Source organism: Streptomyces sp. NPDC058274, assembly GCF_042881375.1.
Lineage (GTDB): Bacteria > Actinomycetota > Actinomycetes > Streptomycetales > Streptomycetaceae > Streptomyces.
The window spans coordinates 95319-116997 of sequence record NZ_JBHVXW010000026.1; the positions used below are offsets into that span (position 1 = coordinate 95319).

A 21679-nucleotide genomic window follows, 5' to 3' on the forward strand; every position below is an offset into this window, starting at 1 on the left:
CGCCTCAGCCGAGCCCGTTTTCCTCGTCGTCCTCGGCAGCATCATCCTCGTCCAGGTCCCAATCCGGCGAATCGGGGTCGTAGTCGATCTGCTCGCTGCTCCAGGACGCCTGTGCGAGTTCGATCCCGGGCACGTCGCTGACCAGGTCGAACGGATCCACGAGATACGCCAGGGCCTCCGCAGTGTCTTCCGTCACTGCGCCCTCGGCGTGCGCCCGCTCATCGGCCGGCATGCCGGCGTCACCGGCGATACGCTGCAGCGCGGCCTTGGTGACGGCGCCGGAGTCGTCGACTTCCAGCACCAGTTCGACCCGAAGCCGTACAAAACGTGATGTCTCAGGAGTACTCATGGGACGGAGCGTACGACCCACAGGTTGCGCGACTTTCCCACGACCCGCGCCTTTCATTAGCATCGCCTCGCACGGCCAATTCGCCAGCGCCACAAGGGGATCGATATTCCGTGTCCGCACGTCGATCGTTGCTGACCGCCACCGCCGCGGGGACCCTCCTGGGAGCCCTGTGGTTCGTCCCGTCCGCCAACGCCTCGCAGGACGAGCTCGCGCAGCACTCCTCGACCGCCACGGCACAGACCTCCACGAGACAGACCTCGACGGACTCGACACGTTCGTCGTACGCCGCCCACGCGTCGGACTCCTCGACGGTGGCGGACGTGACGGGGACGTCCGTCGACTCGGCGGGCGACGGTGCCCGGCTCGCCGACACCGGCGGCATCGACACCACGCCGTACGTCGTCGGCGGCACGTTCTTCCTCGGCCTCGGGGCCGGGTTCGTGGCGTACTCGGTGCGGCGGGAACGTGCGACGGCCTACTGAGCACCGTACGACCGCGCCTTGAGCCGCCGTCGCGGCCCGCGAGACCCCTGGGTGGAGCCATGCGAGATCTGACCGAGCTGATCGATGTCGAGGAGCCCGCGTGGCCGCTCGTCTCCGCGGAGCTGGCCACGGGCGACGTGCATGTGGACCTGCTCCCGGTGGATCCGGAGCGGGGCCGCCGTTCGCTGCTCCAGCTGCAGATCACCGCCCGCGCGCGGCTCGGCGGGGTGGTCCTCAACTGCGGGGGCCTGGTACTGGACAGCGGCTGGCTGCGGGTCTACGGCAGCCCGGGCGCCGACGGCCCGGGCGGGCAGCCCGGTGTGGTCGCGCTGCCCTCGCTGGCCGAGGTGAACGGCTTCCCCGAGCACTTCGACCCGGCGTGGCGGCCGCGGGACGCGCTCGTCGTCGCCCATGACGTGCTCGGCGGCGTCTTCACGGTCAACGGCCCCGACCCCCAGGCGGCGGGCCGCCCCGGCGAGCCCGGCGAGGTGGTGTACTTCGCGCCGGACTCGCTGCGCTGGGACGCCCTCGGAGTCGGCTACGGCCCTTGGCTCGCGTGGCTCCTGACCGGGGGCATGGACCAGTTCTACGAGACCCTGCGCTGGCCCGGCTGGCGGGCCGAGACCGGCGCGCTGAGCGGCACGCAGGGACTGTCGTTCGTACCGTTCCTGTGGTCCGCCGAGGCCCGGCGGGACCTGGCGGCGACGAGTCGCCGCGCGGTCCCGCTGGCCGAACTCCTCGGCGTCAACAGGGACTTCTGCCAGGAACTGGATTCGGTGGATCCAGGGTTCCTGGGTGACATCTAGGACCTGTCGGGCCGACAGGCCCTGGACGGATGGGCCGCCTGAGGCGGCCTGTCCTTTGCGAACAGCGGCTCAGGCGGCCTTGCGACCGCCGCCGCCCTGGCCGCCGCGCTGCGCGGCACGGCCACGGCCGCCCGACCGCGCGGCACCCGCGCCGGCGCCGGTGCCGGAACGGCCACCCGTGCCCGCCCCGGTCCGCCCGCCGGCGGCAGCGCCCGAACGGCCGGCCGTGCCGGCGCCGGTACGGCCGCCGGCCGCGGTGCCACCGCGGGCCGCCGTGCCGGAACCGCCGCGGCCTGCCGTGCCGTTGCCGGTACGGCCCGCGGTGTTCGCGCCCGTACCGCCACGGCGGCCGTTCCCGCTCCCGCCCGCCGACGCGGTCCTCGGCCTCGACCTCGGCCGCTGCTGCTTCGGCTGCTCGGCCTGCTGCGGCACCTCGATGACGACCGGGACGCCGGAGGGCTCGCGCGCTCCGGTGAGCCGGGCCAGTTCCGCGTCGCTGGAGGAGACGCGGGCCGTGCGCGGGGTGATGCCGGCATCGGCCATCAGCCGCGTCATCTCCCGCTTCTGCTCGGGCAGTACGAGGGTCACCACGCTGCCGGACTCACCGGCCCGGGCGGTGCGCCCGCCGCGGTGCAGATAGTCCTTGTGGTCGGTCGGCGGGTCGACGTTCACCACGAGGTCGAGGTCGTCGACGTGGATGCCGCGGGCCGCCACGTTGGTCGCCACCAGGGCGGTGACATGACCGGTCTTGAACTGGTCGAGGGTGCGGTTGCGCTGCGGCTGGCTGCGCCCGCCGTGCAGCGCGGAGGCGCGCACGCCGTTGGCCAGCAGCCGCTTGGTGAACCGGTCCGCGCCACGCTTGGTGTCGACGAAGAGGATCACGCGGCCCTCGCGCGCCGCGATACGCATCGCGACGGCCTTCTTGTCGGTCTCGTCGGCGACATGCAGCACGTGGTGCTCCATGGTGGTCACCGCACCCGCGGACGGGTCGACGGAGTGCACCACGGGGTCCGTCAGGAACATCCGGACGAGCCGGTCGATGTTCTTGTCCAGGGTCGCCGAGAACAGCATCCGCTGGCCGTCCGGCTCGACCTGCTTGAGCAGCGCCGTGACCTGCGGCATGAAGCCCATGTCGGCCATCTGGTCGGCCTCGTCGAGGACCGTGATGGAGACCCGGTCGAGGGTGCAGTCGCCCCGCTCGATGAGGTCCTTGAGACGTCCGGGGGTGGCGACCAGCACCTCGGCACCGCGGCGCAGCGAACCGGCCTGGCGGCCGATCGACATACCGCCGACGGCCACCGTCATCCGTACGTTGACCGCGGTCGCGTACGGGGTGAGGGCGTCGGAGACCTGCTGGGCGAGTTCCCGGGTGGGTACGAGGACCAGGGCGAGCGGCGACCTGGGCTCGGCACGGCGGCCGGCGGTGCGCGCCAGCAGGCCGAGGCCGAAGGCGAGGGTCTTGCCCGATCCGGTGCGTCCGCGGCCGAGCACATCGCGCCCGGCGAGGGTGTTCGGCAGGGTCGCGGCCTGGATCGGGAACGGCTCGGTGACGCCCTGGGCCGCGAGGGTCTTCGTCAGGGCGGCCGGCATGTCCAGCGCGTCGAAGGACTCGACGGCGGGCAGCGCGGGCGTGACGGTCTCGGGCAGTGAGAACTCCTGCGGCGGAGCGACCTTGCGGACGGGGGCGCCCCTGCGGGCACCCTGTCCGCCGTTGTTCTGGGTGCGCCGGCTCGCGGCGCCGGAGGGCCGGCCCACGGTCTTGCGGGCGGGACGATCGGATCGAGTCATGCTGGCTCTGGATTTCCTTCCTGGGCCCCATGGAGAGCAGGAGCCGGGGCCCACACCCGAGAGGTGCGGGCCCCGGCTCAAGAGAAGAGCGTCCCCGCTTCCGTCCCGGGACGTCCTCCCGCAAAACAAAACGCGCCTGCGGAAGATTCCGATCAGGCGCACAAAGTGAAGGGAGTAATGGGATAACTAGAAAACGTATCAATGGGACCTTAGCACAGCAAGGGCCGCCACCCCGCGGGCGGCGGCCCTCACCAGCGCTTTCGTGTGCTGGAGGCGGTCCTAGGGCCTGTCGTCAAAGGTCAGATCCAGAGCAGGATTGAGGCGATGGTGACGGCAGCGTTGCAGGACTCGCGGGTCTTGCCGCAGCGAGTGGCTGACCCGCGCCACTGCTTGAGACGGTTGAAGCAGCGTTCGACGACGTTGCGGCGGCGGTAGGTGCATCGGTTGAAGCCCGGCGGCCGACCGCCACGTGTGCCGCGGTTGCGTCGGCCCAGGATCTGGTCAGCAGGCTCTGCGGTGCGCGCGGGTTGTTGCCGAGTCGGCAGTGACGAGTGTCGGTACGTCCTTCGCGGCTCTGCGCGGGTCGCGTGACCCGCCTGCTAGCCCTTCCCCTCCCCCACGCGGGCCGGCGGCCGACGCCGCGTGGCGGTGGCTCGGGCGGGGAGCTCGCCGCCCAGGGGCGGTGTACGTTTCGCGGCGCGGCTCACGATCGCGGTCTCCACCTGGGTGATTCCGAGCCCGGACAGGTCGCGGGAGAGGAAGCCGTAGAGCGCGGTCAGATCGGGGAAGTATGCGGCGGCGTGCAGGTTCGAGGGGCCGGAGGTCGCAAACGCGCCGTGAACGGCGGGGTGGTCGGCCAGGGCCTGTCCTGCGGCGGCCAGGTGGTCGGGGGCCACGTGCAGCAGCAGCTTGGCCTCGATGGGCAGCCCGAGGCGGCGGGGGTCGACCAGGACCTGCGTCACCAGCCGTCCCTGCGCGGTCAGTTGGGCGACGCGCCGGCGCACCGTCGTCTCCGGGTGGCCCGTGCGGGCGGCCAGCGCGGCGGCGGGGAGCCGGGCGTCGGGGGTGAGCGCGTCAATGAGGGACTGTTCCACGGGGTCGGTGTCGACGCCGTACGGTCCCGGGGAGCCGGCGGATGGCCGCACCCGCTCTGTTGCCGGCTCCGCCTGCGGATCGGTCCGGGACAGAGCGGTGCGCTCGGCGGGGCTCAGGACGGTGTGCCGCCACTCGGAGGTGAGCCGGAAGACGTGCAGGATGGTGGCGCTCTCCAGCGAGGTGACCGCCTGTGTGGAGGGCAACTGGCGGAACACCAGCGGGTCGCGCGAGCCAGGCTCGGTCCGGGCCACCGCGAAGATCTCGTCACCGGCGGTGGTGACGTCGATGAACGGGATGTCCTCCCGTGCCGCGAGCGCGGCCACGATCGTGTCGAGCTTTCCCCGCAGCACCCGGATCCGGAGGAACAGGGCGCCGGCCGAGCCGCCGTTGCGCGGCCGCGCGACCGGGGAGACCACCACCCGCACGGTGCCGTCCGCCGTGAGCGCGTGCAGGCGCCGGCGGACCGTGGCGGCGCCGAGGCCGAGCACCTGCGCCGCCCGCTCGGCCGTCAGACGCCCGTCGCACTGCAGGGCGGACACCAGCCGCTGATCGGTGAGGCTGAGGACGGAATCCGCCGGAACGTTGGCCATGAAGGCGAGTTTCGCTCATCCCGGCGTCGGATGCGGCCTCTTGGGCCGGGACCCGGACCAGCATGAAGAGCACGCGCTGCACACCGTTCCCCGGATGCCCGACGGGGACCCGAGCAACGGAGGGAGACGCCGATGATCATCGATCCGCGCAACTGGTTCCCCTTCTGATCCGCCCACGACCGAAGGCCGCCGGGTCGCCGTCCGCGACCCGGCGACCGCCCCCGAACCCGAACCCGAACACAGAACGAGAGGTTCCCGTGTCCCCCGTCCTCCCGCGCGAAAAAGTACGGTTCACCAGCGGTGACACGACGTGCGCCGCTTGGCACTACCCAGGCGCCAACGGCGGCTGCGTGATCATGGCGGGCGGGACCGCCGTGACGAAGGAGCCCGCCTCGGACCTCTTCGCCCGGCGCTTCAACGACGCCGGCTTCGCCGTCCTGGCCTTCGACTACCGCCGCTTCGGGGAGAGCGGCGGCTCCCCGCGCCAGGTCGTCCGCTTCACCGAGCAGCGCGCCGACTGGCAGGCCGCGATCGACTTCGCGCGCGAGCTGCCCGACGTCGACCCAGCAGGGGTCTCCCTGTGGAGTTTCTCTCTCGGATCCGGCCACATCCTTCAGGTGGCGGCGGAGAACGCGGGTCTGGCGTCGGTGATCGCGCAGTCGCCGGTCGTCGACGGCCGCGCCCTCGCACCCAACGCGTTGCGCGCCATGACGCCCCTGGCCGTGCTGCGGCTCATGGGTCTGGCGGTCGCGGACGTGCTCGGCGGTCTCGTAGGACGCCGGCCGCTGCTGGTTCCCGCGGCAGGCGTACGCGGTGACGTCGCCGCGCTCACCACCCCCGACGCGATGGACGGAGGCCGCGCCCTGGACCCCGGCCAGCGTCACTCGGGCTGGGAGCAGACGGTCGCGGCGCGGATTGCGCTCCACATGGGCCGGTACCGGCCCGGCCTGCACGCCTCCCGGATCCGGTGTCCCCTGCTCATGGTGGTCTGTGACCAGGATCGGAGCACGCTCCCCGGCCCTGCTCTGCGAGCCGCCGCGGCGGCTCCCGACGCGGAGGTGCTGCACGTCGAGGGCCGGCATTACGCCCCGTTCCTGACGGCTCACGAGAAGGTCGTCGAAGCGGAGATCGCCTTCCTGCGCAAACATCTGGACGGACGCGGCCGGTCCGCCTAGAGGTTCGCGAGGAGGCTCAACTCGCAGCATCTGAGCTCACCGCTGTCGAGCAGAAGGACCTCAACCCCATACGGTGGCAACCACTGGCATGTCTCGTGTTCAACGACCCTCAGAGGGCCCTGCTAGGCCAGCGGCCCGGTCACCGGTTCCACCGCCGCGACGACGTGACCGCCCCGCACGAAGGCGTCGGCCGCCGCCAGGTCGGGCGAGAGGAAGCGGTCGGGACCGGGCCCCTGGACGCCGGCCGCGCGCACGGCGTCGATGACCGCCTGCGACGCGGGAGCCGGGACCAGGCCCGTGCGCAGCTCGATCGCGCGGGTGGCGGCGTACAGCTCGATCGCGACGATGCGGGTGAGATTGTCCACGGCCGTGCGCAGCTTGCGCGCCGCCGACCACCCCATGGACACGTGGTCCTCCTGCATCGCGGAGGACGGGATGGAGTCCGCCGACGCCGGTACGGCGAGCCGCTTCATCTCGCTGACCAGTGCGGCCTGCGTGTACTGGGCGATCATCAGGCCCGAGTCGACGCCGGCGTCGTCCGCGAGGAACGGCGGCAGGCCGTGCGAGCGGTTCTTGTCGAGCAGCCGGTCGGTGCGGCGCTCGGCGATGGAGCCGAGGTCGGCGGCGGCGATGGCCAGGAAGTCGAGGACGTACGCCACCGGGGCGCCGTGGAAGTTGCCGTTGGACTCGACGCGGCCGTCGCGCAGCACGACCGGGTTGTCGACGGCGGAGGCGAGTTCGCGCTCGGCGACCGTGCGCGCGTGGGCCAGGGTGTCCCGTCCGGCGCCCGCGACCTGCGGGGCGCAGCGCACCGAGTAGGCGTCCTGGACGCGGGGCGCGTCGTCCTGGTGGTGCCCGGTGAGCTCCGAACCCTTCAGCACGGCCAGCATGTTGGCGGCCGAGGCGCCCTGCCCGGGGTGCGGGCGGATGGCGTGCAGTTCGGGGGCGAGGACCTTGTCGGTACCGAGCAGGGCCTCGAGGGACAGGGCGGCGGTCACGTCGGCCGACTTGTAGAGGGTCTCCAGGTCGGCGAGGGCCATCACCAGCATGCCGAGCATGCCGTCGGTGCCGTTGAGGAGGGCGAGGCCCTCCTTCTCGCGCAGCTCGACGGGCGCGATGCCGTGCTCGGCGAGCAGCTCGCCGGCGGGCCGTACGACACCGTCCGGGCCTTCGGCGTCGCCCTCGCCCATCAGCGTCAGCGCGCAGTGGGACAGCGGCGCCAGGTCGCCGGAGCAGCCGAGCGAGCCGTACTCGTGGACGACCGGGACGATGCCGGCGTTCAGGACGTCGGCCATGGTCTGCGCGACCTCGGGCCGCACGCCCGTGTGTCCGGAGCAGACGGTCTTCAGCCGCAGGAACATCAGCGCGCGGACGACCTCGCGCTCCACGCGCGGGCCCATCCCGGCGGCGTGCGAGCGGACGATGTTGCGCTGCAGCTGGGCGCGGAGTTCCGGGCTGATGTGCCGGGTCGCGAGGGCTCCGAAGCCGGTGGAGACGCCGTAGACCGGCTCCGGCTTGGCCGCCAGCGCGTCCACGATCCCGCGGGCCGCGGCGAGGGCCGCCACCGCCTCTTCGGAGAGCTCGATCCGGGCGCCGCCGCGCGCCACGGCGAGTACGTCGGACGCGGTCACGCCGGACGTCCCCACCACCACAGTGTGCATATCCATATTCAGGAGCGTACGCAGTGAATTCGATGATGTCACTAGTGGGTGGCGGGTTGACCCCTTACTTCGACATACATCACAGAGAGGCCGGTACGGACCTCCCGGCAAGGGCCCGGCTCAGGGGCGGGGTTCGTGGCGGCCGCGGAAGCGGCGGCGCTCGGCGGCCTCGGGCGGCGGGGTGTCCGCGAGCCGCACCACCGGGTCGTCCGGGCCCTCCCGGCCGGCGACCACGGGCTTGGTGGCGCGCACGGCCTTCGCGCGGTACTGCGCCGCGTCGGCCAGCCGGAACAGCCGGCGCGCCGACCGTACGGGCCCGATCGCGTCCTCGGTGGAGGCGACCCCGCACGCCACCCCGTCGCCGAGCTCCAACTCGGCCGCACGGCGGCAGAGTTCGTCGGCGATCCGGACGACCTCGTCGGCGGCCGGGCCGATCGCGAGCAGACAGAACTCGTCCCCGCCGAGGCGCGCGGCGAGCGTGCCGGGCACCATGGCGCCGCACACGGACAGCACGGAACCGAAGCGTTCCAGCAGCCGGTCGCCGACGGCGTGCCCCCGGGTGTCGTTGACCCGCTTGAGGCCGTTGAGGTCACAGACGACGAGGCTCACCACGACCCCGTCGCGCCGGTGCAGCTCGATCGCCTCGTCGAGCCGTACGTCGACGGCGCGCCGGTTGGCGAGACCCGTCAGGGCGTCGGTGTAGGCCAGCCGGCGCGCCTCCTCCAGCCGCTCGGTCTGGGCGATCCCGGCCGCGACGACGGAGGCGAGGACGGTGGCGAAGTCGGCGTCACCCCGGTCGAAGACGGGAGCGCCGACCGGGCGGGCCACGTACAGCTCGCCCCAGGCGCGGCCGTGCAGGACGATCGGGGCGACGACGCAGCAGCCGCGGCCGCGACGGCGGAGCGCGGCGACCCGCTGGTGGCAGTACTCGGCGCGGCCCTCGGCGGGACCGTCCGCCGTCTCCACCCAGGCGTTGGGCTCGCCGCCGCCGGCCCAGCGCTCGTGCAGGAACTCGGCGATCTCCGGAAACTGGTGCACGGGGTAGGCCTCCCCGTCGGGGAACTCCTCCTCGCCTTCGGTGCGTTCGCCCACATTGGCGAGGACCCGCAGCCGGCCGAGCTCGCGCTCCCACACGGAGAGCGCGGCGAAGCTCCCGGCCAGCGCACGGCACGCGCCGCTCGCCGCCGCCCGCCAGGACTCGCGCGGGCTGTGCGCCGCCGCCATCCCCTGCGCCAGCTCCACCACGGCCCTCAGCCGTCTGTCCTCACCCATCCGTCCAGGCTAGGCAATTTCCGACAATCCGGGACATTGATGCGCCGAACAGGGGTCCGAGTGGCCGTACGCGACGGCCGGCCGACGGCGCGCCCACCACTCCGCCCGGCCACTCCGGCATGCACCCGCCCGGCCACTCCGGCATGCACCCGCCGGGCCGGTCCGGCGGGCCCCGTCACACGCACTCCGCCCCGAGGCTCCGGCATACCCCCGGCCACTCCGGCACTCACTCCGCCCGGCCCCCGTCACAGGCACACCGCCCAGCCGCTTCGGCCTTCACTCCCCCGGCCAGTGCGGCGGGCGCTTCTCGTTGAAGGCGGCGACACCCTCCGCGCGGTCGCCCGAGAAGGCGACCGACCGCCAGGCGGCGTCCTCGACCTCCAGGCCGGCCCGCAGATCGAGGCCGTGTCCGAGCCGCAGCGCCCGCTTGGCGGCCCGCAGCCCCACGGGAGAGTTCGCGGCGATCCGCGCTGCCAGCTCCAGCGCCTCCGCCCGGTCCCGCCCCTCGTCCACCAGTTCGTCGACGAGCCCCAACTCCCGCGCCTCGACCGCCTCAAGACGCCGCGCGGAGAAGATCAGCTCGGCCGCCCGGGCCGCCCCCACCCTGCGCGGCAGCAACTGCGTACCGCCGCCGCCCGGGATCACCCCGACGGACACCTCGGGCAGACCCACCACCGCCGTACGGTCGGCCACGATCAGGTCGCAGGACAGCGCCAGCTCGAAGCCGCCGCCCAACGCGAAGCCGTGCACGGCGGCGACGGTGGGCATCGGCAGCTCCAGCACGCCCGTGTACGCGGCCCGCGCCACGGGGCGCTGGCGGACCAGGTCGGCATCGCTGAAGGAGTTGCGCTCCTTCAGGTCGGCGCCGACGCAGAACGCACGCTCGTGGGTGGAGGTCAGCACGACCACGCGCACCTCGCGGTCGGCGGCGAGGGCGGCGCAGGCCCCGGCGATGGCGCGGGCCATGTCGGTGGAGACCGCGTTCATGGCCTTCGGCCGGTCGAGGGCGAGCTCCGCGACATGCGCATGCCGCCGTACGACGACGTACTCCCCGAAGCGCCGCTCGTCCCCTTGCTCCGCCATGACACCCTCCCGGTTAACGCGGGTTAACTTCCGACGCCCCGATCATCGCAGCCGCGCCCGCCCAAGAAAAGGCGCACCGTCCGCACCCCGTCCCGCGGGGGCGCCCCGTTCGAGTGAAACCGCCCCCAACTCCCCCCGTACGCCCCCAAGCCGTGCATAACCTGCGCACCGCCACAGCGCGCCGGGGGGCGCCGGCGCACCGGGGAGGGAACGCCATGAAGAACACCGCAGAAACGTCAGAAACCGCAGGCCCAGCCAGTACGACACCCCAACCGACGCCGACCGCGACGGCTGCGCCCACGGAAGCGGCGAAAACGACCGAAGCCGCCGGGGCGGAGACACACCGAAGGCCGGAGACGGACGCCGGAGCGCCGACGAATGGGGAGAACCGCGGGCCTGCGGGGGCGTCGACGGAGGCGAAGGACCCCGGCCCATCGGGCGACGTAGGAACAGGCCCCACGGGAGACATCGAGCCTCCCGCGACAGCAGGCTCAGCAGCAGCCCCCACAGCAGGCGGCAATCCCAGCACGCCGGCGAGCCCGGCAGCAGTCCCGACAGCAAGCGGCAAACCCAGCGCGCCAGCGAGCGCGGGAGCAGTCCCGACAGCAAGCGGCAAACCCAGCGCGCCGGCGAGCCCGGCAGCAGTCCCGACAGCACGCGCCAAACCCAGCGCGCCAGCGAGCGCGGGAGCAGTCCCGACAGCAAGCGCCAAACCCAGCACGCCGGCGAGCCCGGCAGCAGTCCCCACAGCAGGCGACAAACCCAGCCCGGCAGTAGTCCCGACAGCAAGCGCCAAACCCAGCGCGCCAGCGAGCGCGGGAGCAGTCCCGACAGCAGGCGCCAAACCCAGCGCGCCAGCGAGCCCGGCAGCAGTCCCGACAGCAGGCGCCAAACCCGGCGCAAAGGCCGGCGCAGAAGGAGACGCGGCAGCCGGCGCACAGGCAGCCGCAGCGGACGGCGCCTCCCTCCGGAGTCGTCCCGTGCGGGGCCGGCATCGCAGGCCCCGGCCCCGCCGGGTCCTCCTCGCCGTCGGCAGCCTCGCTCTGGCCGTCGGCGCGCTGAGCCTCGTACGGCTGGCGCCCGAGTCGATGGTCGGGGTCCCCGGAACCGCCGAGGCCGAGCCCCGGGTGGGCGCGCCCAGCGACACGGCCGGCAACGCCGCGGTCACCGTGGAGGCCGTACCGCCGGCCGGTTCCGTGACCGCCACGGCGACGGCTCTGATGGGCGGCGCGAGCGCGACCCCGACGTCCGGCGCGGCTTCGGTCCCGGCGGGGAGCCTCGTACCGGCACCCTCCGCTGTCCCCGGGTCGACGGCACGTCCCACCGATCCCGGGACCGGGATCCCCGGGGCGCCCGCGACAACGGCACCGCCCGCGCCGCCGAAGCCACCGGCGACCACTCCCGCGCCACGGCCCACCCCGAGCCCCAGCACGCACGCCCCGGACCCGGGTCGCGGCGACCAGGGCCTGTGCGTGCCGATCATCGGCCTTTGCATCGACGCACTCGGCAACGCGCCCATGGGCTGAGCCCCGGCTCGCCCACCGGCCGGAAGCGAGTACGCCTAAAGCGTCGGGTTGCGGCGGGTGAGCAGCCAGGGTTCGATCACGCCGAGCCCGCGGACGGGCCGCTGCCACATCGGCTGGAGCGCGAAGCGGTACAGGGGTGGCTCCTCGCCCTCCTTCTCCGCGGCGGCCGCGGCCTCGGCGGCCTCCGCCTCGGAGGCGGGGGCCTCGACGGTGCGGACCAGTTCCTCGGCGAAGGCGCCGTCCACCAGGACGGCATCCCGTGGCGCTATCGACGTGAGCCGGCTCGCCAGGTTCACCGTCGTACCGAAGACATCACCCATACGGGTCGTCACCGTGCCGAAGGCGATGCCGACGCGCAGCTCCGGCATCGTCTCGTCATTCGCCATCGTCTCGATGAGGCGCAGGGCGATCTCCGCGGCCACGCCGGCGTCGTCCGCCGCGTACAGCACCTCGTCGCCCAGGGTCTTGATGAGCCGGCCGCCGTGCGCGGCCACCAGGTCGGCGGCGGTGGTCTCGAAGGCCTCGACGAGTTCGCCGAGTTCCTCCTCCTCCATACGACGGGTCAGCCGGGTGAAGCCGACCAGGTCCGCGAAGCCGACGGCGAGGCGCCGGTCGACCATCTCCTCGTCGTCCGCGGCCTGGACGACGCGGCCGGTCGCGGCGGCGAGCTGGCGCCGCCATACGTAGACGATGAACTCCTCCAGCTCGGGCAGGAGCAGCTCGACCAGGGGGTACGTCACCTCGGTGCGGGTCATCCCCGGCTCGGGCGGCTCGGTCAGGCCCTCCAGGAAGGAGTCGATCTGCCACTCGGCGAGCCGGGCGGTGGTCTGGCCGGTGGACCGGGCGACCTGGACCGCCATGGCCTCGCTGAGCAGCCCCGCCTCGACGAGACCGGCGAGCCGGCGCAGGGCCAGGACATCCGCTTCGGTCAGTGCCTTGGCCTGGCCGATGTCGGCGAAGCCCATGGCGCGCCAGAAACGGGACGCCAGCTCCATGGAGACGCCCGCGCTGCGTGCCGCCTGAAAAGGGGTGTAGCGCCGCTCGGCCCCGAGGATGAGCTGTTCGAGCCGCAGGGCGAGCGGGTCGTGCTCCTCGTCCGGATCGTCCGGGTCGTCCAGGCGGTCGTGGGCGTCGGCGCGGGAGGTGCGGGTGGCCGCTCTGGCGTCCGAGTCGTACCGCGCGGGAGACGAGTCGTCGACGGGCCGGGCGGCACGCTCCGGCTCGCCGTCGGCGCCGGGGTGTTCGCCCGTGCCGGAGCCCGTGTCGTCGACGGTCACGCCTGCTGCCCTTCCGATCTGCCGCGGTCAGGTATCGACCGCGCTCAACTCTACGGCAGGTGTGCTGTGGCTCACTCCCGACGCGTACGGCTGCCGGGCTGACCTCGGAGTATCCCGCCTTCACCACTCCGGTCCGCCTGGGTACGGGGGCCGCCCGCGGCACGACCCGCTCAGCGGACGCCGAACGGGCCGACTGCCCGGCTCACAGCAGGCGCACAAGTACGATTCACGCCAGGCCCAGGGACCCGAATCACGCCGCGCGCACACGCACGCCTCCGCGCCGCGCAACCGGACGAATCCCGCCGGGCGCAGCCGCACGCATCACGCCGGGCGCACACGCACGCATCACGCCGGGCGCAGATGCACGATTCACGCCGGGCGCAGATGCACGATGTCGCCCGCCCCCACGGGCTCCTGCACGCCCTCGCCGGTGGCCAGCACCAGCCGCCCGTCCCCGTCCACGGCCACCGCCTCCCCGGTGATGGACCGGTCCCCGGGCAGCTCGGCCCGCACCGACCGCCCGAGCGTCGCGCACCCCGCGGCGTACGTCTCCTGGAGGCCGGAGGCGACCGGGTCGCCGCCCGCGTCGCGCCATTTGCCGTACCACTGCTCCAGGGAGCGCAGGACGGCCCGCAGGAGGGGGTCACGGTCGGTGGACACCGCTCCGGCCAGCACGAGCGAGCCGGCGCCGGGGACCGGCAGCTCGTCCGCACGGAGCGTGACGTTGACGCCGATGCCGACGACGACCCCGTCGGCGCCGGCCCGTTCGGCGAGGATGCCGCCGGCCTTGCGCTCCTCGCCGTCGACGGTGATCAGCAGGTCGTTGGGCCACTTGAGTGCCGTGTCGACGCCCGCCGCCCGCGCGAGCCCCGTCGCCACCGCGATGCCGGTGAGCAGCGGGATCCAGCCCCAGCGCTCGACGGGCACCTCGACGGGCTTCAGCAGGACGGAGAAGAAGAGGCCCGAGCGGGCCGGGGCGGTCCACCGGCGGTCCAGCCGCCCGCGGCCGGCGTCCTGCTCCTCGGCGACCAGGATCGCGCCCTCGTCCACCTTGCCCGCGTCGGCGAGGGCGACGAGGTCGGAGTTGGTCGAACCGGTCCGCTGCACCACCTCGAAGGAGCTCCAGAGCCCGTCCTCGCGCACCAGCGCGCGGCGCAGGGCGACGGAGTTGAGGGGCGGGCGGTCCAGATCGGACCAGCGGCTCGCGCCCGGGCCGTCGTCGCGCTTGTCGTTCGCGTCTGCTGCATCTCGCGGCGTCATGCAACCCACCCTAGGTGTGGTAAACGCCGCACTGCCGAACCGTATCCGCAGCACTACCCTACGAGTCAGTAGCAATCTCCCCCGAGTACGCCTCAGCACGTCACCCTCACGTCCCCTTTGAGCAGGCAGGGAGCCGCATCCCGATGTCCGAGCCGCACGAGCGCCAGGCGATCCACGAGATCGACATCCACACGACCGCGGGCAAGATCGCGGACTTGCAGCGCCGCATCGAGGAGGCGACGCACGCCGGCTCGGAGCGCGCCGTCGAGAAGCAGCACGCCAAGGGCAAGCTGACGGCCCGTGAGCGCATCGAACTCCTCCTCGACGAGGGCTCCTTCGTCGAGCTGGACGAGTTCGCGCAGCACCGCTCGACCGACTTCGGCATGGAGCACACGCGGCCGTACGGCGACGGTGTCGTCACCGGGTACGGGACGGTCGACGGCCGTCCGGTCGCCGTGTTCTCCCAGGACTTCACCGTCTTCGGCGGCGCCCTGGGCGAGGTCTTCGGGCAGAAGATCATGAAGGTGATGGACTTCGCCCTGAAGACGGGCTGCCCGGTCATCGGCATCAACGACTCCGGCGGCGCCCGCATCCAGGAGGGGGTCAGCGCACTCGGCATGTACGGCGAGATCTTCCGCCGCAACACCCACGCGTCGGGCGTCATTCCGCAGATCAGCCTGGTCGTCGGCCCCTGTGCGGGCGGCGCGGTGTACTCGCCCGCGATCACCGACTTCACCGTCATGGTCGACCAGACCTCGCACATGTTCATCACCGGCCCCGACGTCATCAAGACGGTCACCGGCGAGGACGTCGGCTTCGAGGAGCTGGGCGGCGCCCGCACCCACAACGCCGTCTCGGGCGTGGCCCATCACATGGCGGGGGACGAGAAGGACGCCATCGAGTACGTCAAGCAGCTGCTGTCGTACCTGCCGTCCAACAACCTCAGCGAGCCCCCGGCGTTCCCCGAGGAGGCGGACCTCACCGTCACCGACGAGGACCGCGAGCTGGACACGATCGTGCCGGACAGCGCGAACCAGCCGTACGACATGCACACGGTGATCGAACACGTCCTGGACGACGCCGAGTTCTTCGAGACCCAGCCGCTGTTCGCGCCGAACATCCTCACCGGCTTCGGCCGGGTCGAGGGCCGCCCGGTGGGCATCGTCGCCAACCAGCCGATGCAGTTCGCCGGCTGTCTCGACATCGACGCGAGCGAGAAGGCCGCGCGGTTCGTGCGGACCTGCGACGCGTTCAACGTGCCCGTCCTCACCTTCGTGGACGTGCCGGGCTTCCTGCCGGGCGTCGACCAGGAGCACACCGGCATCATCCGGCGCGGCGCCAAGCTGATCTACGCGTACGCGGAGGCGACGGTCCCGCTGATCACGATCATCACCCGCAAGGCCTTCGGCGGCGCGTACGACGTCATGGGCTCCAAGCACCTCGGCGCCGACCTGAACCTCGCCTGGCCGACCGCGCAGATCGCCGTCATGGGTGCGCAGGGCGCGGTCAACATCCTGCACCGGCGCACCATCGCGGCCGCCGACGACCAGGAGGCGACCCGCGCCCGCCTGATCCAGGAGTACGAGGACACCCTCCTCAACCCCTACACGGCGGCCGAGCGCGGCTACATCGACGGCGTGATCATGCCGTCCGACACCCGCGCCCACCTCGTACGGGGGCTGCGTCAACTGCGTACGAAGCGGGAATCACTGCCTCCGAAGAAGCACGGCAACATCCCCCTCTAGACCCCGGGACCCTTGGGAGCAGACATGACGATCAAGGTCGTACGGGGCAATCCGACCCCGGAGGAGCTGGCCGCCGCACTGGCGGTCGTACAGGTGCGCGCCGCAGCGGCTGCCGGTACGCCGTCCGGCGCGCCCCGGCCCCGGGACTCCTGGGCCGACCCGTCCCGCATCGCCGCCCATCGGCTGCCCCAGCCGGGCCCGACGGCGTGGGGCCGCACGTACTGGCCCGGCTGACCGTCCCGGTCAGAGTTGTCCGGCGAGGACTTCGGCCATCACCGCGTACCCGGCGTCGTTCGGGTGCAGGTGGTCGCCGAAGTCGTACGCCGGGTGCAGCCGGTCCGGGTCCGCCGGGTCGGCCAGCGCGCGGTTGAGGTCCACCACCGCGTCCCACTCCCCCGAGCCGCGGATCCACTCGTTGACCTCGTGGCTCACCTTCGCCGCGTGCTCGCCCCAGTGGTCGGAGCCGCCGAGGGGCAGCAGGGTCGAGCCGATCACCCGTAGGCCCCTCGCACGGGCCTGTCCGATCAACTCACGGTATCCGTCGATGAGTTCGTCGCTCTCCACCACCGGCGCGGGCCGGTAGGTGGGCTGTTCGTCCGTCTCGCTGAAGCCGATGTCGTTGAGGCCGAGCAGCACGACGAGTGTGTCGACGCCCGGGTGGTCGAGGACGTCGCGGCCGAGCCGGTGGACAGCCTTCTCGCCGTACCAGGCCGAGTCGTTGAGCAGCAGGTTCCCGCCGATGCCCGCGTTGAGGACGGGCCGCCCGGTGCGCTCGGCGAGCGCGTCGGACCAGCGGCGGTCGGCGCCCGGGGTCGATCCGAAGCCGTCCGTGACGGAGTCCCCGAGGAGCGCCACCGCGTCCGCGCGGCCCGCGTCGACCTCGACGGCGGACAGGAAGTACCAGGACTCAGTGGCTTCGTCGAAGCCCTCGCCCGTGAGGTCCGCCAGCCGGTCGCCCGGACCCCGGTAGCCGGTCGCGAAGGCCTGCGCGTGGAAGGTCGCGGGCCCGGTGACGGCGTCGAGGTGGAGCGTGACGGTCATCGACTCGCCCGCTTCCAGGGCGAGTTCGGCCGGGTCGCTGACGACGTGAGCGCGCGCCGGTATCCCGACGGCATCCGCCCCGGCGAAGGTCAGCCGCCGCAGGGTGCCCGGCTGGACGGCCGCTCCCGCCGCGGTACGGGCCACGGTGGCGCCCGCGATCCTCAGCGGCGAGGTCCCGTACGCGTTCGACAGCTGGACGCGCAGGCGGGGGCCGCCCGCGGTGACGCGGACGATCTGGCGCAGCGACTGGCGCCAGAAGCCCTCCCGTGACCAGTTGGGGGTGAAGCCCTCCGCGGGGAGCTGGGGCGACGCGGTCCAGGCAGTGGTGAACACAGCAGTTCCCTCCCTAAAAGGGACCAGAGTTCCTTTAGCAGTGCCCATGACCGTAGCAGGAGCCCCCGCCTTAAAGAAACCTCAGACCCGTTTACGCAACTTGAGTACGCGTACTCAGGCGGGCGAGCCCCTGTCGTCGCACGATGAAGAGCATGCTGTGGTCCGACCCCGAGAACGAGCCGCCCAAGGAGCTCCGCGACATGCAGGAGATGTTGCGGCGGCTGGGCGTTCTCATGGCACTCGCCATGGTGCTCGCGATGATCGTCCTCGGCGTCAGGTGATCGGCCTCGACCTCGACCTGGGCAGCGGGCACAGCACCGAGACCGCACCCGGGACGGCAGTCGCACCTTCGGCCGCCGCCTCAACACGCACCCGGGACGGCGGTCGCACCTTCGGCCGCCGCATCAAGACGCACCCGGGACGGCGCCACGACCGCGCCGATACCCTGACCGTATGACTGATCAGCCACGCCGCCGCCTCGTGCTCGCCTCCCAGTCCCCCGCCCGGCTCGGACTGCTGCGGCAGGCCGGACTGGCCCCCGAGGTGATCGTGAGCGGGGTCGACGAGGACGCCGTCACCGCCCCCACCCCCGCCGAACTCGCGCTCGCCCTGGCCGAGGCGAAGGCCTCGGTCGTGGCGGCGAGGCCCGAGGTCCAGGGTGCCCTGGTGATCGGCTGCGACTCGGTCCTCGACCTGGACGGCGAGGCGCTCGGCAAGCCCGCCGACGCCGAGGAGGCCACCGCACGCTGGAAGGCGATGCGCGGCCGGGTCGGGACGCTGCAGACCGGGCACTGCATCCACGACACGGCCGCCAAGCGCTACGAGTCGGCGACCGTGTCCACCGTGGTCCGCTTCGGTGAGCCGACCGACGCCGAGATCGCCGCGTACGTCGCTTCGGGCGAACCACTCCACGTCGCCGGCGCGTTCACGCTCGACGGCCGCTCGGCGCCGTTCATCGAGGGCATCGACGGCGACCACGGCAACGTCATCGGCATCTCCCTGCCGATGGTGCGCCGCCTGCTGGCCGAACTGGGCGTGGGAATCACCGAGTTGTGGGCACCGGCCTAGGAGCCGTCCGGCGGATCTTACGGTTCCGTCGCCACGGGGCCCGGAGACAGGGGTGTGCGTGCCACACCCCGCGACCTGCCGCGGGATCCGTCGGACAGGGCCTAAGGCTGATCAGGTCGCCGAGGGGGCCGGCGGCGCGGTGACCGGGGCGCCGCCTCCGTCGCCGCCGCCCTCACTGCCGCCGCCGTTCCCCGGTGCCGCGTCGGCGGGGTCCGGCCGGCGGTCGTACGCCATCAGGATGAGCAGGATCAGCCCGAGCACCACCATCATGAACGCGAACGCGCCCCAGCCCACCAGGCCCACCGCGAACGCCCCGAGCAGCGCGTGCACCACGGCGGCGCTGATGAGCAGGATGCGGCCGAAGCCGGCCGGCGCGCGGTCGCGCAGGGCGACCAGCAGGGCGGCCAGGCCGCACAGCGCGAAGTAGAGGCCGAACAGCAGGCCGGCGATCTTCGAGGAGGTGGCCATCGAGTCGGAGTCGAGCCCGGCCAGGGACATGTCCTGGCGGTCGACGACGACACCGAGGAACCAGTTCAGCAGCGCAATGCCGATCGCCTCCACGAAGAGCACGATCGCCGCCACCCACGCCACCGGTCTGCGCACCACCGGTCCCACCCACTTCCGCGTGCTGTTACCCCAAGTAGTTCGAGCCATCCGAACGCTACTAACGGGTAAACCGTGGGACAAGGGCTCGGCGCCGGGCAAAGAATCGTTGGGCCATTCGTAGGGACTCCACAAAGAAACCCTGTGGGCCGCAGCACGCCTTCACAGAGACCTTGACCACACCGGAGAGCTAGGGTTCAGACAGGGATTCCTTCGTACCCCGGTGCGACAAGGGTGTTCGCGGGTCGAGCGAGCCTCGAATCACGCTCCGTGTGGGCAAGCTCACCATTGGGGACGGGTCGAAAGGTCGTGTCGGCAGTCCCTAAACTCGGCTTGTTTCAAGGAGGGAGCCATCGTGCGCAAGGTGCTCATCGCCAACCGTGGCGAAATCGCTGTCCGCGTGGCCCGGGCGTGCCGGGATGCCGGGATCGCGAGCGTTGCCGTCTACGCGGAACCGGACCGGGACGCTCTGCATGTCCGTGCGGCGGACGAAGCGTTCGCGTTGGGCGGTGACACCCCGGCATCCAGCTATCTGGACATCGCCAAGGTGTTGCAGGCGGCGGCCGATTCGGGGGCGGACGCGATCCACCCCGGATACGGCTTCCTGTCCGAGAACGCGGACTTCGCCCAGGCCGTGCTGGACGCGGGCCTGATCTGGATCGGCCCGCCGCCGCAGGCCATCCGTGACCTCGGCGACAAGGTCGCCGCCCGGCACATCGCCCAGCGTGCCGGTGCCCCGCTGGTGGCCGGCACCCCGGACCCGGTCTCGGGCTCCGACGAGGTCGTCGCGTTCGCCCGCGAACACGGACTGCCCATCGCGATCAAGGCCGCCTTCGGTGGCGGCGGGCGCGGGCTGAAGGTGGCCCGCACCCTCGAAGAGGTCCCCGAGCTGTACGACTCCGCCGTGCGCGAGGCCGTCGCCGCCTTCGGCCGCGGCGAGTGCTTCGTGGAGCGCTACCTCGACAAGCCGCGGCACGTGGAGACCCAGTGCCTGGCCGACACCCACGGCAACGTGGTGGTCGTCTCCACCCGTGACTGCTCGCTGCAGCGCCGCCACCAGAAGCTGGTCGAGGAGGCTCCCGCCCCCTTCCTGTCGGACGCCCAGGTCGAGGAGCTGTACGCCTCCTCCAAGGCGATCCTGAAGGAGGCCGGCTATGTCGGCGCGGGGACCGTCGAGTTCCTCGTCGGCGTCGACGGCACGATCTCCTTCCTGGAGGTCAACACCCGTCTGCAGGTCGAGCACCCGGTCACCGAAGAGGTCGCCGGCATCGACCTGGTCCGCGAGATGTTCCGCATCGCCGACGGCGAGGAGCTCGGCTACGGCGACCCCGAACTGCGCGGTCACTCCTTCGAGTTCCGCATCAACGGCGAGGACCCGGGCCGGGGCTTCCTGCCGGCGCCCGGCACCGTAACCCTGTTCGACCCGCCGTCCGGCCCGGGGGTCCGCCTGGACGCCGGTGTCGAGTCCGGCTCGGTCATCGGCCCGGCCTGGGACTCCCTGCTGGCCAAGCTGATCGTCACCGGCGCCACGCGTGAGCAGGCCCTGCAGCGGGCCGCCCGCGCGCTGGACGAGTTCCAGGTCGAGGGCATGGCCACCGCCATCCCCTTCCACCGCGCGGTCGTCAGGGACCCGGCGTTCGCACCGGAACTGACCGGCTCCGACGCGCCGTTCACGATCCACACCCGCTGGATCGAGACCGAGTTCGTCAACGAGATCCCGGCGTTCGCGACCCCCGCGGAGACGGACGCCGAGGACGAGCCGGGCCGTGAGACGGTCGTCGTCGAGGTCGGCGGCAAGCGGCTGGAGGTCTCGCTGCCCTACTCCCTGGGCATGTCGCTGGCCCGCACCGGCCTCGCGGCGGGCGCCAAGCCCAAGCGCCGCGCGGCCAAGAAGTCCGGCCCGGTCGCCTCCGGCGACACCCTCGCCTCCCCGATGCAGGGCACGATCGTCAAGATCGCGGTCGAGGAGGGCCAGGAGGTCAAGGAGGGCGACCTGATCGTCGTCCTGGAAGCCATGAAGATGGAACAGCCGCTGAACGCCCACCGTTCCGGCACCGTCAAGGGGCTCAGCGCCGAGATCGGCGCGTCCGTCACCTCGGGCGCCGCCATCTGCGAGATCAAGGACTGACCCGCGCGGTCGTTCGTACGACATCCGAAGCGCCCGGCGGACTGAAGCAGTCAGTCCGCCGGGCGCTTCGTTTTCCCCGTCCCAGGCCGCGTTCGCCGTGAAAGGAGCCCTCCGGATGCGACAGGGCGGCCAGGCCACCCCCGCCCGCAGCCCCCACGCACCCGCAACCCTCACGCCCCCGCAGCCGCCCACGCACCGAAGGGTCCGTGCCGGTACATCAAATGCCCGTCGCCATACGTCAGGACAGGCAAGAGAGCGCCCCCAGAAGACAGCACAGCCGGTAGGGCGACGGGCGGATGTACCGCCCCTGCCACCCCCGGCCCCCACTGGGCCGGATGCGACAGGGCGGCCAGGCCACCCCCGCCCGCAGCCCCCACGCACCCGCAACCCTCACGCC

Annotated in this window: 19 protein-coding genes; 9 read left to right on the top strand and 10 right to left on the bottom strand. The window is 72.5% G+C overall.

Annotated features, from left to right (window positions below):
- Positions 1–4 precede the first annotated feature (4 nt).
- Positions 5–349, bottom strand: a complete 345-nt coding sequence (locus tag ACFVYF_RS34990) for a hypothetical protein (RefSeq protein ID WP_389461970.1) — start codon at positions 347–349, stop codon at positions 5–7.
- Between the two features lie 128 nt (positions 350–477).
- On the opposite strand from ACFVYF_RS34990, the gene ACFVYF_RS34995 reads away from it, so the two are divergent.
- Both ACFVYF_RS34995 and ACFVYF_RS35000 read left to right on the top strand, forming a co-directional pair.
- On the top strand, positions 478–831 hold the full coding sequence (locus ACFVYF_RS34995; protein WP_389462014.1) for a hypothetical protein: 354 nt from the start codon (positions 478–480) through the stop codon (positions 829–831).
- A gap of 59 nt (positions 832–890) precedes the next feature.
- Positions 891–1637 carry a DUF2625 domain-containing protein gene (locus ACFVYF_RS35000; protein ID WP_389461972.1) on the top strand — a complete coding sequence of 249 codons (747 nt, stop codon included), beginning with the start codon at positions 891–893 and terminating at the stop codon, positions 1635–1637.
- A gap of 69 nt (positions 1638–1706) precedes the next feature.
- Here the strand turns inward: ACFVYF_RS35000 and ACFVYF_RS35005 are convergent, their stop codons facing one another.
- Both ACFVYF_RS35005 and ACFVYF_RS35010 read right to left on the bottom strand, forming a co-directional pair.
- Entirely contained in the window at positions 1707–3425 is a 1719-nt protein-coding gene (locus ACFVYF_RS35005; protein ID WP_389461974.1) for a DEAD/DEAH box helicase, read from the bottom strand.
- Between the two features lie 599 nt (positions 3426–4024).
- On the bottom strand, positions 4025–5110 hold the full coding sequence (locus ACFVYF_RS35010; RefSeq protein ID WP_389461976.1) for an Lrp/AsnC family transcriptional regulator: 1086 nt from the start codon (positions 5108–5110) through the stop codon (positions 4025–4027).
- Between the two features lie 257 nt (positions 5111–5367).
- Here ACFVYF_RS35010 and ACFVYF_RS35015 point away from each other — a divergent pair, with 257 nt between their 5' ends.
- Positions 5368–6285, top strand: a complete 918-nt coding sequence (locus ACFVYF_RS35015; protein ID WP_389461978.1) for an alpha/beta hydrolase — start codon at positions 5368–5370, stop codon at positions 6283–6285.
- A gap of 122 nt (positions 6286–6407) precedes the next feature.
- Here the strand turns inward: ACFVYF_RS35015 and hutH are convergent, their stop codons facing one another.
- The 3 genes from hutH to ACFVYF_RS35030 form a co-directional block, all read right to left on the bottom strand.
- Positions 6408–7946, bottom strand: a complete 1539-nt coding sequence (gene hutH, locus ACFVYF_RS35020) for a histidine ammonia-lyase (RefSeq protein WP_389462016.1) — start codon at positions 7944–7946, stop codon at positions 6408–6410.
- Between the two features lie 120 nt (positions 7947–8066).
- Entirely contained in the window at positions 8067–9218 is a 1152-nt protein-coding gene (locus tag ACFVYF_RS35025; RefSeq protein ID WP_389461980.1) for a diguanylate cyclase domain-containing protein, read from the bottom strand.
- Positions 9219–9494: 276 nt separating this feature from the next.
- On the bottom strand, positions 9495–10301 hold the full coding sequence (locus tag ACFVYF_RS35030) for an enoyl-CoA hydratase/isomerase family protein (protein ID WP_389461982.1): 807 nt from the start codon (positions 10299–10301) through the stop codon (positions 9495–9497).
- Between the two features lie 980 nt (positions 10302–11281).
- Here ACFVYF_RS35030 and ACFVYF_RS35035 point away from each other — a divergent pair.
- Positions 11282–11827: a hypothetical protein gene (locus ACFVYF_RS35035; protein ID WP_389461984.1), complete on the top strand. Its 546-nt coding sequence runs from the start codon at positions 11282–11284 to the stop codon at positions 11825–11827.
- A gap of 35 nt (positions 11828–11862) precedes the next feature.
- On the opposite strand, the gene ACFVYF_RS35040 is transcribed toward ACFVYF_RS35035, so the two are convergent.
- Both ACFVYF_RS35040 and ACFVYF_RS35045 read right to left on the bottom strand, forming a co-directional pair.
- Positions 11863–13104, bottom strand: a complete 1242-nt coding sequence (locus tag ACFVYF_RS35040) for an adenylate/guanylate cyclase domain-containing protein (protein ID WP_389461986.1) — start codon at positions 13102–13104, stop codon at positions 11863–11865.
- A gap of 369 nt (positions 13105–13473) precedes the next feature.
- Positions 13474–14364, bottom strand: a complete 891-nt coding sequence (locus tag ACFVYF_RS35045; RefSeq protein WP_389461988.1) for a biotin--[acetyl-CoA-carboxylase] ligase — start codon at positions 14362–14364, stop codon at positions 13474–13476.
- Between the two features lie 143 nt (positions 14365–14507).
- On the opposite strand from ACFVYF_RS35045, the gene ACFVYF_RS35050 reads away from it, so the two are divergent.
- Positions 14508–16109 carry an acyl-CoA carboxylase subunit beta gene (locus tag ACFVYF_RS35050; RefSeq protein ID WP_389461990.1) on the top strand — a complete coding sequence of 534 codons (1602 nt, stop codon included), beginning with the start codon at positions 14508–14510 and terminating at the stop codon, positions 16107–16109.
- A 24-nt stretch (positions 16110–16133) separates the two neighbouring features.
- On the top strand, positions 16134–16343 hold the full coding sequence (locus ACFVYF_RS35055; protein WP_389461992.1) for an acyl-CoA carboxylase subunit epsilon: 210 nt from the start codon (positions 16134–16136) through the stop codon (positions 16341–16343).
- Between the two features lie 9 nt (positions 16344–16352).
- Here ACFVYF_RS35055 and ACFVYF_RS35060 read toward each other — a convergent pair whose 3' ends face one another.
- Positions 16353–17483, bottom strand: a complete 1131-nt coding sequence (locus tag ACFVYF_RS35060) for an SGNH/GDSL hydrolase family protein (RefSeq protein ID WP_389461994.1) — start codon at positions 17481–17483, stop codon at positions 16353–16355.
- A 152-nt stretch (positions 17484–17635) separates the two neighbouring features.
- Here ACFVYF_RS35060 and mmpB point away from each other — a divergent pair, with 152 nt between their 5' ends.
- Both mmpB and ACFVYF_RS35070 read left to right on the top strand, forming a co-directional pair.
- On the top strand, positions 17636–17764 hold the full coding sequence (gene mmpB, locus ACFVYF_RS35065; protein ID WP_389462018.1) for a morphogenic membrane protein MmpB: 129 nt from the start codon (positions 17636–17638) through the stop codon (positions 17762–17764).
- A gap of 172 nt (positions 17765–17936) precedes the next feature.
- Complete coding sequence (locus tag ACFVYF_RS35070; protein WP_389461996.1) at positions 17937–18551, top strand: Maf family protein; 615 nt, start codon at positions 17937–17939, stop codon at positions 18549–18551.
- A gap of 111 nt (positions 18552–18662) precedes the next feature.
- Here the strand turns inward: ACFVYF_RS35070 and ACFVYF_RS35075 are convergent, their stop codons facing one another.
- Positions 18663–19157, bottom strand: coding sequence for a hypothetical protein (locus ACFVYF_RS35075; protein WP_389461998.1), 495 nt, complete (start codon positions 19155–19157; stop codon positions 18663–18665).
- A 352-nt stretch (positions 19158–19509) separates the two neighbouring features.
- Here ACFVYF_RS35075 and ACFVYF_RS35080 point away from each other — a divergent pair, with 352 nt between their 5' ends.
- Positions 19510–21282 carry an acetyl/propionyl/methylcrotonyl-CoA carboxylase subunit alpha gene (locus ACFVYF_RS35080; RefSeq protein WP_389462000.1) on the top strand — a complete coding sequence of 591 codons (1773 nt, stop codon included), beginning with the start codon at positions 19510–19512 and terminating at the stop codon, positions 21280–21282.
- Positions 21283–21679 lie beyond the last annotated feature (397 nt).